Origin of the sequence: Citrobacter sp. Cpa228, assembly GCF_030333085.1 — a bacterium.
In the GTDB taxonomy this organism is placed as follows: Bacteria; Pseudomonadota; Gammaproteobacteria; order Enterobacterales; family Enterobacteriaceae; genus Citrobacter; species Citrobacter pasteurii.
On the sequence record NZ_JAOWGQ010000053.1, the window covers coordinates 222,774 to 235,596 of the forward strand.

The 12,823-nt window shown below is 53.8% G+C and carries 11 protein-coding genes; 4 read left to right on the forward strand and 7 right to left on the reverse strand.

Going from position 1 to position 12,823, the window contains the following annotated elements; genetic code table 11:
* Positions 1 to 220: 220 nt before the first annotated feature.
* Genes scpA through scpC form a run of 4 tightly spaced genes read left to right on the forward strand, consistent with a single transcriptional unit; the run spans position 221 to position 5,640 of the window.
* A complete protein-coding gene (gene scpA / locus OGX91_RS17125) occupies positions 221 to 2,365 on the forward strand; it encodes a methylmalonyl-CoA mutase (RefSeq protein WP_149692357.1) in 2,145 nt (714 codons plus the stop codon).
* Positions 2,358 to 3,353 (forward strand): methylmalonyl Co-A mutase-associated GTPase MeaB, encoded by a 996-nt coding sequence (gene meaB, locus OGX91_RS17130; protein WP_199947101.1) that lies wholly within the window; start codon positions 2,358 to 2,360, stop codon positions 3,351 to 3,353. The genes scpA and meaB overlap by 8 nt, the downstream gene beginning before the upstream one ends.
* A gap of 10 nt (positions 3,354 to 3,363) precedes the next feature.
* Positions 3,364 to 4,149 carry a methylmalonyl-CoA decarboxylase gene (gene scpB / locus OGX91_RS17135; RefSeq protein ID WP_149692359.1) on the forward strand — a complete coding sequence of 262 codons (786 nt, stop codon included), beginning with the start codon at positions 3,364 to 3,366 and terminating at the stop codon, positions 4,147 to 4,149.
* 24 nt (positions 4,150 to 4,173) lie between these two features.
* Positions 4,174 to 5,640 (forward strand): succinyl-CoA:acetate CoA-transferase ScpC, encoded by a 1,467-nt coding sequence (gene scpC / locus OGX91_RS17140; protein ID WP_149692360.1) that lies wholly within the window; start codon positions 4,174 to 4,176, stop codon positions 5,638 to 5,640.
* Here the strand turns inward: scpC and srsR are convergent.
* The 7 genes from srsR to epd all read right to left on the reverse strand — a co-directional run bounded on the left by srsR (position 5,637) and on the right by epd (position 12,766).
* On the reverse strand, positions 5,637 to 6,533 hold the full coding sequence (gene srsR / locus OGX91_RS17145) for a LysR family transcriptional regulator SrsR (RefSeq protein WP_040232116.1): 897 nt from the start codon (positions 6,531 to 6,533) through the stop codon (positions 5,637 to 5,639). The two genes, scpC and srsR, sit on opposite strands and share 4 nt — an antisense overlap.
* Before the next feature lie 123 nt (positions 6,534 to 6,656).
* Complete coding sequence (locus tag OGX91_RS17150) at positions 6,657 to 7,403, reverse strand: oxidative stress defense protein (protein WP_005123328.1); 747 nt, start codon at positions 7,401 to 7,403, stop codon at positions 6,657 to 6,659.
* A gap of 93 nt (positions 7,404 to 7,496) precedes the next feature.
* Positions 7,497 to 8,132: an arginine exporter ArgO gene (gene argO / locus OGX91_RS17155; protein WP_040232272.1), complete on the reverse strand. Its 636-nt coding sequence runs from the start codon at positions 8,130 to 8,132 to the stop codon at positions 7,497 to 7,499.
* Positions 8,133 to 8,314: 182 nt separating this feature from the next.
* Entirely contained in the window at positions 8,315 to 9,175 is an 861-nt protein-coding gene (locus OGX91_RS17160; protein WP_043017526.1) for a small-conductance mechanosensitive channel MscS, read from the reverse strand.
* Between the two features lie 191 nt (positions 9,176 to 9,366).
* A complete protein-coding gene (fbaA, locus tag OGX91_RS17165) occupies positions 9,367 to 10,446 on the reverse strand; it encodes a class II fructose-bisphosphate aldolase (RefSeq protein ID WP_003027029.1) in 1,080 nt (359 codons plus the stop codon).
* A gap of 88 nt (positions 10,447 to 10,534) precedes the next feature.
* On the reverse strand, positions 10,535 to 11,698 hold the full coding sequence (gene pgk / locus OGX91_RS17170) for a phosphoglycerate kinase (protein ID WP_003027032.1): 1,164 nt from the start codon (positions 11,696 to 11,698) through the stop codon (positions 10,535 to 10,537).
* A 39-nt stretch (positions 11,699 to 11,737) separates the two neighbouring features.
* Positions 11,738 to 12,766 (reverse strand): erythrose-4-phosphate dehydrogenase, encoded by a 1,029-nt coding sequence (epd, locus tag OGX91_RS17175; RefSeq protein WP_003027035.1) that lies wholly within the window; start codon positions 12,764 to 12,766, stop codon positions 11,738 to 11,740.
* Between the last annotated feature and the right edge of the window lie 57 nt (positions 12,767 to 12,823).

The window sequence follows — 12,823 nt, forward strand, 5'->3', positions numbered from 1 at the left end:
TCATCGCACGAATGCCGGATCGGCTTTGCCAATCCGGCATGTATGACTCTATCGACTTTTCATGCTATTCCCGCCACGTCTTTGAAATAAATCACAAAATAAAACACGCCACGCGGCAAAAAACGACGTCCTGTTGGCTATTTTTTGCTGGCGACAAGCCAAATGAAAAAGCACACCGTATTCGCAAAGATTCAACTTATTGCGTAATACGGAGCAGAAAATGGCAAACGTGCAGGAGTGGCAAACACTCGCCAACAAAGAACTCAGTCGACGGGAAAAAACCGTTGAGTCGCTGGAAAGACAGACGGCGGAAGGGATTGCCATCAAGCCGCTGTACACCGAAGCGGACCTCGATAATCTGGAAGTAACAGGCACCCTCCCCGGTCTGCCGCCTTACGTGCGCGGCCCACGCGCCACCATGTATACCGCGCAGCCGTGGACCATTCGCCAATACGCCGGTTTCTCTACCGCCAAAGAGTCCAACGCCTTTTACCGCCGCAACCTCGCCGCCGGGCAAAAAGGGCTTTCCGTCGCCTTTGACCTTGCCACCCATCGCGGTTATGACTCAGACAACCCGCGCGTGGCGGGTGACGTCGGCAAAGCGGGTGTGGCGATCGATACCGTCGAAGATATGAAGGTGCTGTTCGATCAGATCCCGCTGGATAAGATGTCGGTATCGATGACCATGAACGGCGCGGTGCTGCCGGTGCTGGCGTTTTATATCGTCGCTGCTGAAGAACAAGGCGTAACGCCGGAACAGCTCACCGGAACCATTCAGAACGATATTCTGAAAGAGTACCTGTGCCGCAACACCTATATTTATCCACCAAAACCCTCCATGCGCATTATCGCTGACATCATCGCCTGGTGCTCCGGCAACATGCCGCGTTTTAACACCATCAGCATCAGCGGTTACCACATGGGTGAAGCTGGGGCGAACTGCGTACAGCAGGTGGCATTTACGCTGGCAGACGGAATTGAATACATCAAGGCCGCGCTTTCCGCCGGGCTGAAAATTGATGACTTCGCCCCACGCCTGTCGTTCTTCTTCGGCATCGGTATGGATCTGTTTATGAACGTCGCCATGCTGCGCGCGGCGCGGTATTTGTGGAGCGAAGCGGTCAGCAGTTTTGGTGCGACTAACCCGAAATCTCTCGCTCTGCGTACCCATTGCCAGACGTCCGGCTGGAGTCTGACTGAGCAGGACCCGTACAACAACGTGGTGCGTACCACCATTGAAGCGCTCGGCGCCACGCTTGGCGGCACTCAGTCCCTGCATACCAACGCCTTTGATGAGGCGCTCGGTCTGCCCACCGATTTTTCCGCCCGTATTGCGCGTAATACGCAGATCATCATTCAGGAAGAGTCAGAGATCTGCCGCACTGTTGATCCGCTGGCCGGATCGTATTACGTGGAGTCTCTGACCGATCAAATCGTGAAGCAGGCGCGCACGATCATCAAGCAGATAGATGAGGCTGGCGGCATGGCGAAGGCGATCGAAGCCGGATTGCCTAAACGGATGATCGAAGAAGCCTCCGCGCGTGAACAATCGCTGATCGACCAGGGTAAACGCGTCATCGTCGGCGTGAATAAGTACAAGCTGGATAAAGAAGACGAGACGTCGGTGCTGGAGATCGACAACGTGAAGGTGCGCAACGAGCAGATTGCCTCACTGCAGCATATCCGCGCCACCCGCGAAAGTGATGCCGTTAACGCCGCGCTATCCGCGCTGACCCACGCCGCGCAGCATAATGAAAACCTGCTGGCAGCCGCCGTCAACGCCGCCCGCGTTCGCGCCACGCTCGGTGAAATCTCCGACGCGCTGGAAGCCGCCTTTGATCGCTATCTGGTTCCCAGCCAGTGCGTCACCGGGGTGATTGCGCAAAGCTATCACCAGTCTGATAAATCCGCCGATGAGTTCGACGCCATTGTTGCGCAAACCGAACAGTTCCTCGCAGAAAATGGCCGCCGTCCGCGCATTCTGATCGCCAAGATGGGTCAGGATGGCCACGATCGCGGCGCAAAAGTGATCGCCAGCGCCTACTCCGATCTCGGTTTCGATGTCGACCTCAGCCCGATGTTCTCCACTCCAGAGGAAATTGCCCGTCTGGCGGTAGAAAACGATGTCCATGTGGTTGGCGCATCATCGCTGGCGGCGGGTCATAAAACATTGATCCCAGAGCTGGTCACCGCGCTCAAAAGCTGGGGACGCGAGGATATTTGCGTCATCGCCGGAGGGGTAATTCCGCCACAGGATTACGCTTTCCTGCACGAGCATGGCGTGGCCGCTATTTATGGCCCCGGCACGCCAATGCTCGACAGCGTCCGCGATGTGTTAACCCGTATCAGTCAGCATCATGATTAACGCCGCCACGCTTGAGGATACCGTCCGTCGGTTGCGACTTGGCGAACGGGCTACGCTCGCCCAGGCGATGACGCTGATCGAAAGCAGCCACCCGCGCCACCAGCCGCTCAGTACGCAATTGCTCGACGCGATTATGCCGTTCACCGGTAACGCCCTGCGCTTGGGGATAACCGGTACGCCGGGCGCGGGGAAAAGCACCTTTCTGGAAGCCTTCGGCATGCTGTTGATTCGCCAGGGGTTACGCGTGGCGGTGATCGCCGTCGATCCCAGCAGCCCGGTCAGCGGCGGCAGTATTCTCGGTGATAAAACCCGCATGACGGAACTGGCACGCGCCGAATCTGCGTTTATTCGCCCGGTACCTTCCAGCGGGCATTTAGGTGGCGCCAGCCAGTGCGCCCGCGAATTAATGCTGCTGTGCGAAGCGGCGGGCTTTGACGTGGTGATTGTGGAAACCGTCGGCGTTGGACAGTCAGAAACCGAAGTCGCAGGTATGGTGGATTGCTTTATCTCACTGCAAATCGCCGGCGGTGGTGACGATTTGCAGGGCATCAAAAAAGGCCTGATGGAAATGGCTGATCTGGTCGTCATCAACAAAGACGACGGTGATAACCATACCAACGTTGCCATCGCCCGCCATATGTACGAATCCGCCCTGCATATTCTGCGCCGCAAATATGACGAGTGGCTGCCGCAGGTTCTGACCTGTAGCGCGCTGGAAAAACGCGGTATTGAGGAGGTTTGGCTGGCGATAACCGACTTTAAAACGTGCCTTACCGCCAGCGGTCGACTTGAAAAAGTCCGCCAGCAGCAGGCGGTGGACTGGTTACATCGTCAGGCTGAAGAAGAAGCACTGCATCTGCTGTTTGCCCGTACTGATTTCGACCGTTATTTCCAGCAGACGCTACAGGCCGTCAAAAATAACGATCTGTCGCCGCGTACCGGTCTGCGGCACATCAGCGAATTTATCCAGCATCATTACTTTCACTAAAGAGAACATTATGTCTTATCAATACGTCAACGTGGTCATCATCCAGAAAGTCGCGGTTATTGAGTTCAACTACGCCCGCAAGCTCAACGCCCTGAGCAAAGTGTTTATTGACGATCTGATGCAGGCGCTGAGCGACCTCAATCGTGCGGAAATTCGCTGCATTATTCTGCGCGCCCCGAGCGGGGCCAAAGTGTTCTCTGCCGGGCATGATATTCATGAACTCCCCACCGGACGCCGCGATCCGCTCTCTTATGACGATCCGCTGCGTCAGATAACCCGCATGATCCAAAAATATCCGAAGCCGGTGATCTCTATGGTTGAAGGCAGCGTCTGGGGCGGCGCATTTGAGATGATCATGAGTTCCGATCTGATCATCGCCGCTGAAACATCCACCTTCTCGATGACCCCGGTCAACCTCGGCGTGCCGTATAACCTGGTAGGCATCCACAACCTGACTCGCGACGCCGGTTTTCACATCGTTAAAGAGCTGATTTTTACCGCTTCGCCGATTACCGCTCAGCGTGCGATGGCCGTCGGGATCCTCAACCATGTGGTTCCTGTAGACGAACTGGAGGATTTCACTCTGCAAATGGCGCACCACATCTCGGAGAAAGCACCGCTGGCGATCGCCGTCATTAAAGAAGAGCTGCGCGTGCTGGGTGAAGCGCACACCATGAATTCCGATGAGTTCGAGCGCATTCAGGGCATGCGCCGCGCGGTGTACGACAGCGAGGATTATCAGGAAGGGATGAACGCATTTATGGAAAAACGTAAACCTAATTTTGTCGGCCATTAATCACGTCTGAGGAAGGAGACGGCCATGAAACGGATGAGCGCCGAACAGGCGGCAGAAATTATCCAGCACGATGATATGGTGGCGTTCAGCGGCTTTACCCCCGCGGGTTCGCCAAAAGCGTTACCCAGCGCAATTGCCCAACGCGCCTGCGAGCAACATCAAACCGGGCAGCCTTTTCAGATCCGTCTGCTGACCGGGGCATCAATTGGCGCCGCCGCTGATGATGCCCTGTCTGCGGCGGATGCCGTTTCCTGGCGTGCGCCTTATCAAACATCATCTGGCCTGCGTGAGAAAATTAATCAGGGCCAGGTGAGGTTTGTCGATCTCCATTTGAGCGAGGTCGCACAGATGGTTAATTACGGCTTTTTTGGCGAGATCGACGTTGCCGTTATTGAAGCCTCCGCGATTGCGCCAGACGGCCGGATTTGGCTTTCCAGCGGCATTGGTAACGCGCCCACCTGGCTACTGCGGGCGAAAAAAGTAATTATCGAGCTGAATCATTACCATAATCCGCGCGTGGCAGAGTTTGCCGACATCGTGATACCCGGCGCACCGCCGCGGCGTAACAGCGTGCCCATTTTTCATACCATGGATCGCGTAGGTAGCCAGTGTGTGCAGATAGACCCCAGGAAAGTGGTCGCGGTGGTGGATACCGAACTGCCCGATGCCGGAAATGCGTCGGATAAAACCAATCCGGTCAGCCAACAAATTGCCGATAACGTGGTCACCTTTCTGCTGGCAGAAATGGCGCACAAACGCATTCCAGCTGAGTTTCTGCCCTTACAAAGCGGCGTGGGTAATATCAACAACGCGGTGATGGCGCGACTGGGGGAGAATCCGGATATCCCGCCCTTTATGATGTATTCGGAGGTGCTACAGGAGTCGGTGGTGCATCTGCTGGAAACGGGCAAGATAACCGGTGCCAGCGCTTCCAGTCTGACCATTTCAGCCCCGTCGCTACAGAAGATTTACGACAACATGGACTTCTTCGCCAGCCGGATTGTGCTGCGCCCGCAGGAGATCTCCAATAACCCGGAAATCATTCGTCGGTTGGGCGTCATTGCGCTCAATGTTGGTCTGGAGTTTGATATCTACGGCCATGCTAATTCCACGCACGTTGCGGGCGTCAACCTGATGAACGGCATCGGCGGTAGCGGCGATTTCGAGCGTAACGCCTATCTGTCGATTTTTATGGCCCCGTCGATTGCCAAAGGCGGGAAAATATCCACTATCGTGCCGATGTGCAGCCATGTCGATCACAGCGAGCATAGTGTGAAAGTGATCGTCACTGAACAGGGCATTGCCGATCTGCGTGGTTTATCTCCGATGCAGCGGGCGCACACGATTATCGATAACTGTGCGCATCCGCTTTACCGGGACTACCTGCACCGCTATCTGGAAAAAGCGCCCGGCGGGCATATCCATCACGATCTCAGCCATGCGTTCGATCTGCATCGCAATCTTCTCGAAACAGGCTCGATGCTCGGTTAACTTGCCGTACCGTCACGATCTTCAGCAATATGCTGGAGCATGGTGGCGGTATAGCGATGATTTTTCAGCGAATACAGAAACTCCTGCATATACATTGGGTTACCGGGCGCATCGAAATATTTCAGCGTCGACGGGTTCACCAGGCGCCAGGCGAAATACGGGATCACCGTCAAAAACTGCCCACGCTCCACCGCGCTAATCTTCGCCATAAAGCTGTACGGACGATAGATAATCGTCGGGTTGATCCCACAGGGTCGCATGTAAGCATCCAGCATCGCCTCAAAGTTGGCGCGATTCTGGAAACGCATTTGCAGCCAGGGCAGCTCGCGCAACAGATCCTGCGGCTGTTTTTCTTCGTAGCGCCGGGAAACGAGAAAGCCCAGACGCAGCGGAGGCAGTTCGCTGATCGCCATATTTTCCAGCCCCTGCACGCGGGGGGAAACGTGCTGCGGCGAGATAATAAAATCCAGTTTTCGATCGAACAGGTTATCAATCACCCCATTTTCGCTGAATTCAACGGCCTGAGCCGTCACGCCGTCATACTTATCGCCAAGGCTGATCAACTGGTCAAAAATAATCGTTGGGTAGGTATTGTCGATGCCGATGACGATTTCCCGCGAGCGGCGAGAGGTGTTATGGATTTCGTTATCAATGGCAGAAAGGCGCTGATAGACGGGAAACAGCTTCTGATACAACTCTTGTCCGGCTTTATTCAGGCTAATGTTGTTATCTTTGCGGGTAAATAGCGTATAGCCGATTTGATCTTCCAGTGCGGCAATGCTTTTACCGAAAGGTGATGCGGTCATATGTATTTTTTCTGCCGCTCTGGCGATGTTATTGGTTTGCGCCAGCAGAATGAAATTACGCATCTTTTTTGAGATAAAAATATCCATAGCGTCCCCTTAAAAATCGCTATGGCCTATCCTCATTACGGCGAAAAAAAAGACCGGATGTGAAGTCTCATTTTTACAGTTGATCACAGAAAAAACCCGGCTGGAAAGCCGGGTCTGAAAAGATTACTGCGTTTTGGCAGGCGCTGCTGCTGGCTGACCCGCCGCGGGTTCGAGCTGGAAGACCACATCAACCTGATCGTCAAACTGAATAACTGGCTGTTCGTAGGTTTCCTGAGCAGAGGCAGCAGGTGCGGCATCTGCTTTCATCATCCGAACCATCGGGCTCGGCTGATAATTGGAAACGTGGTAGCGCACGCTGTAAACGGGACCCAGTTTACTGTTAAAGCCCGCGGCCAGCTGTTCAGCCTGATGAATTGCATCATCAATTGCCGCTTTACGCGCTTTATCTTTGTAAGCATCCGGTTGGGCAACGCCCAGTGATACCGAACGGATCTCATTCAGACCCGCTTTCAGCGCGCCATCGAGCAGAGCGTTAAGTTTGTCCAGTTGGCGCAGCGTGACTTCAACGGTGCGCACCGCACGATACCCTTTGAGGATACTTTTACCATTCTGGTAGTCGTAGTCCGGTTGGGTACGCAGGTTGGCCGCGCTAATGTCTTTCTTCGCTATCTGGTTCTGTTCAAGGAAAGACAGATATTGCGCCACGCGCTCATCAGCCTGCTTCTTCGCTGACGCCGCATCCTTGGCAGCAACGTTCACTTCAATTGCCAGCGTGGCGATGTCTGGTGTCGCATCCACGCTTGCCGTTCCGGAAGTCACGATGTGCGGTCCATTTGGCAACTCATTTGCCTGTACCGATAGTGCGCTGAATCCGATTAATGCCGCCAGGGCCATTATTTTGAACTTCACGGTCGTTCCTCCATGTTTCAATAATTACCCCGAAACTCAGGGCACATGCAGGCAAGCTTAGCCGATCTCGCTGCGTTGTCCATCAGACAACACTTAGTTGAACAACGCTTGAACGTGCGCAACACCTTCTTTTGCCAGTTGAAAAGCAATAAACCACATCACTAATCCTACCAGCGTATTGATGATGCGCTGCGCTTTAGCAGTGCGCAGACGCGGAGCCAGCCAGGCCGCCAACAATGCCAGACCGAAGAACCACAGGAACGAAGCGCTGACGGTTCCTAGCGCAAACCAGCGCTTCGGCTCAACGTCCAGTTGCCCCCCCAGACTCCCCAGCACCACAAAGGTATCCAGGTAAACATGGGGATTGAGCCAGGTCACCGCCAGCATAGTAGCGATGATTTTCCAGCGCCCCTGCTTCATTACTTCAGCGCTGGCCAGTTCCAGATTGCTGCTCATCGCCGTTTTTAACGCACCAAAACCGTACCAGAGCAGAAACGCCACTCCGCCCCAGGTGACCAGAGCCATCAACCACGGCGACTGCATCAGCAAGGCGCTACCGCCAAAGATCCCGGCACAAATCAGCACTAAATCGCTGATAGCACAGAGTAAAGCAATCATGATGTGATACTGGCGGCGAATGCCCTGGTTCATCACGAAGGCGTTTTGCGGGCCAAGCGGAAGTATCATGGCTGCACCAAGCACAAGCCCTTGAAAGTAATACGATAACACGTTAATCATCCCGAACTGTTTCTCTTAGGAGCAGACTATAGCGCGGGAAAATCATTAGCGGAAATTGATAATTTTAATCAGGGATAAGAGGAATTAATACCAGGAGGGAAGATGCGGGTGGTGCCTTGTCCGGCCTGGAGATTTTGTAGGCCCGGTAAGCGATAGCGCCACCGGGCACGCGATTACTCTGCAGCGCTCTCTTTCACACGCTTGAAGTTCACATCCATCTGCGGATACGGGAAACTGATGCCGTTGGCGTCAAATTCTCGTTTAATACGCTCCAGAACGTCCCAGTAGACGCTTTGCAGATCGCTGCTGTTGCTCCAGACGCGTACGACGAAATTAATTGAGGAAGCACCCAGCTCATTCAGGCGCACCGTCATTTCACGATCTTTAATGATTCGCTCGTCAGACTGGATGATATCGGTGAGGATTTTTTTCACTTGATCGATATCGGAATCGTAGGCTACACCGATAATAAATTCGTTACGACGAACCGGTTCACGAGAGAAGTTAATGATGTTCCCGGCGATGATTTTACCGTTCGGGATCACGACAATCTTACCGTCAACGGTGCGCATAGTGGTGGAGAAAATCTGCACATTGAGCACGGTTCCGGCCACGCCGCCGAGATCGACATACTCACCTGCACGGAACGGACGGAACATTACCAGCAGGACACCTGCGGCGAGGTTAGACAGCGAGCCTTGCAGCGCCAAACCGACGGCTAAACCTGCGGCACCGAGCACGGCGATCACGGAGGCCGTTTGCACCCCAACGCGGCCCAGAGCGGCAATCAGCGTGAAAGCGATAATACCGTAACGCACCAGTGCAGAGAGGAAGTCGGCAACGGTGGCATCAATTTTACGCGCCAGCATCAGGCGGTTAACGGTATTTGATACAATGCGCGCCACGATCATACCGATAATGACAATCGCGATGGCCGCAACGATGTTGACGGCATAGCTCAACAGCAGTTCCTGGTTGCGCACCAGCCAGGTGCCCGCACCGTTTATGCTGTCGACAACATTCAAATCTTCCATTCACTATTCCTTTTTTGCTTACCCAAACGGGAGAAATAAAGCCGCCCTGACGGGACTGGCAACCTGACAAGGGTAAACAATAAAACTGGATTTTGCCAAACAGATCACAGAATTCTCTGCCAGCAGCACGTTGACATAGCAATAAAAAAGGCCCGCATTTGCGGGCCTCATGTCACGTGGAACGGCGTAAATTACAGAACGTCAACCGCGTTCAGTTCTTTGAAAGCCTGTTCCAGACGGGTGATCATGGTTGCCTGACCAGCACGCAGCCATACGCGCGGATCGTAGTATTTCTTGTTCGGCTGATCTTCGCCTTTCGGGTTACCCAACTGGCCCTGCAGGTAAGCTTCGTTTGCTTTGTAGTAGTTCAGAACGCCTTCCCAGGTCGCCCATTGGGTATCGGTGTCGATGTTCATTTTCACTACGCCGTAGCTTACGGAGTCTTTGATTTCCTGAGCAGTAGAACCGGAACCGCCGTGGAAGACGAAGTTCAGGCTGTTGTGCGGCAGGTTATGTTTCTTAGAAACATAGTCCTGAGAGTCGCGCAGGATGGTCGGGGTCAGAACGACGTTACCCGGCTTGTAAACGCCGTGTACGTTACCGAAGGACGCAGCGATGGTGAAACGCGGGCTGATTTTGCTCAGCTCGGTGTATGCGTAATCAACGTCTTCCGGCTGGGTGTACAGTGCAGAAGCGTCCATGTGGCTGTTGTCCACGCCGTCTTCTTCGCCACCGGTGCAACCCAGTTCGATTTCCAGAGTCATGCCCATTTTGGACATGCGCGCCAGGTATTTGGAGCAGATTTCGATGTTCTCTTCCAGAGACTCTTCAGACAGGTCGATCATGTGAGAAGAGAACAGCGGTTTGCCGGTTGCTGCGAAGTGTTTTTCACCCGCGTCCAGCAGACCGTCGATCCACGGCAGCAGTTTCTTCGCGCAGTGGTCAGTGTGCAGGATAACCGGAACACCGTAGTGTTCAGCCATCTGGTGAACGTGATGCGCGCCAGAGATAGCACCCAGGATTGCAGCGCCCTGAGGAACGTCGGACTTCACGCCTTTACCCGCGATGAAAGAAGCACCACCGTTGGAGAATTGTACGATTACCGGCGCTTTAACTTTTGCAGCAGTTTCCAAAACGGCGTTGATGGAGTCGGTACCCACGCAGTTAACAGCTGGCAGAGCAAAGTTGTTTTCTTTAGCTACCTGGAAAACTTTCTGTACGTCATCACCAGTGATTACGCCTGGTTTTACGAAATCAAAAATTTTAGACATTTTACGAGTCCTGTATCTTCGGCCTTGGAAAGGGCGCGCGCCCTAAAGCGCGCTAAAATAAGGGCAGGTTTCCCTGCCCATTAAATTCTTACTTTTTAGCACGCTCTTCGAGCATGGCTACTGCTGGCAGCACTTTGCCTTCCACGAATTCGAGGAACGCGCCGCCGCCAGTAGAGATGTAGGAGATTTTGTCAGCAATGCCGAACAGGTCGATTGCTGCCAGGGTGTCACCGCCGCCTGCGATAGAGAATGCTTCGCTGTCTGCGATGGCATTAGCAACGATTTCAGTACCTTTGCGGAAGTTCGGGAATTCGAACACGCCAACCGGGCCGTTCCACAGAATGGTTTTCGCATTCTTCAGGATGTCAGCCAGTTGCTGTGCAGAAGCGTCGCCGATATCCAGGATCTGCTCGTCTTCTTTTACATCGCTAACGGATTTCAGGGTAGCCGGTGCGGTTTCAGAGAATTCAGTCGCTACGCGAACGTCGGTCGGAACCGGGATGTCGCAAGTGGTCAGCAGACGCTTAGCTTCGTCAACGAGATCTGCTTCGTACAGGGATTTACCCACGTTGTGACCTTGAGCAGCAACGAAGGTGTTCGCGATACCACCGCCAACGATCAGCTGGTCAGCGATTTTTGACAGAGAGTCCAGAACAGTCAGTTTGGTAGAAACTTTAGAACCACCAACGATAGCAACCATCGGACGAGCAGGTTCTTTCAGCGCTTTACCCAGTGCATCCAGCTCGGCAGCGAGCAGCGGACCTGCACAAGCGACATCGGCGAATTTACCGATACCGTGAGTAGACGCCTGCGCACGGTGAGCAGTACCGAAAGCGTCCATAACGAATACGTCGCACAGAGCAGCATATTTTTTGGACAGCGCTTCGTCGTCTTTCTTCTCGCCTTTGTTGAAGCGAACGTTTTCCAGAACAACCAGTTCACCGGCAGCGACTTCAACGCCGTCCAGGTAATCTTTTACCAGGCGAACCGGAGCAGACAGTTTGTCTTTCAGGTAGTTAACAACCGGCAGCAGAGAGAATTCTTCGTTGTACTCGCCTTCGGTAGGACGACCCAGGTGGGAAGTTACCATCACTTTAGCACCCTGTTTCAGTGCCAGTTCGATGGTCGGCAGGGAAGCACGGATACGTGCATCGCTGGTTACTTTCCCTTCTTTAACTGGTACGTTCAGGTCCGCACGGATAAAAACGCGTTTACCAGCCAGATCCAGATCGGTCATCTTAATTACAGACATGGTGAATCCTCTCGTTGATTCATAAAGTTTTGTCGACGCTCAAGCGTCGAGCCTGAAACCAATAGCAGCCATCGCTAACGTCGTGTCGAGCATACGGTTAGCAAAGCCCCATTCATTATCACACCAGACCAGCGTTTTGATCAGGTGAGCGCCACTCACGCGCGTTTGCGTGCCATCAACGATGGCGCTGTGCGGGTCGTGGTTAAAATCTACTGAGACCAACGGTAATTCCGTATAGTCAACTATACCATGAAATGCACCTTGTGCTGCTTTTTGCAGCAACTGGTTGACTTCACTGGCTTTTACTGGTTTTTTCACCGTCACGCTTAAGTCGATCGCCGTCACATTTATGGTCGGTACACGCACCGCTATCGCCTCAAAACGATCGTTAAACTGCGGGAAAATTCGCGTGATGCCCGCCGCCAGTTTGGTATCAACCGGAATGATCGACTGGCTGGCCGCTCGCGTGCGACGCAGGTCAGGATGATAAGCATCAATAACCTGCTGATCGTGCATCGCGGAGTGGATCGTGGTGACGGTACCAGACTCAATGCCGTAAGCATCATCCAGCAATTTGATGACGGGTATTATGCAATTCGTGGTGCAGGAGGCATTGGAAACGATCCGGTGCTCAGCGCGCAGCTGATCCTGATTAACGCCAAACACAACGGTTGCGTCGATGTCGTGACTACCAGGATGTGAAAAGAGCACTTTCTTTGCGCCGGCGGCAATATGCGCCTCGCCGTGTTCGCGACTGCCGAAGACCCCTGTACAATCCAGCACAACGTCGACACCCAGTTCGCGCCATGGAAGCGCATCGAGCGTTCGCTCATGCAGAATGCGGATCGCGTCATCGCCAACGATGAGCTGGTCTCGTTCCTGACGAACATCCCAGGCAAAACGCCCATGGCTGGTGTCATATTTCAACAAATGCGCCATGCCTGCAGCATCCGCCAGTTCGTTGATTGCCACCACGGTGATTTCCGCCCGACGCCCGGATTCATACAAAGCACGAACCACGTTGCGTCCGATGCGACCGAAACCATTAATCGCTACGCGTACGGTCATAGGTCTCCTGCAAGGATTTCTCAGAAACGATGTGGCAGACAGAGTAATGCAGCAAAT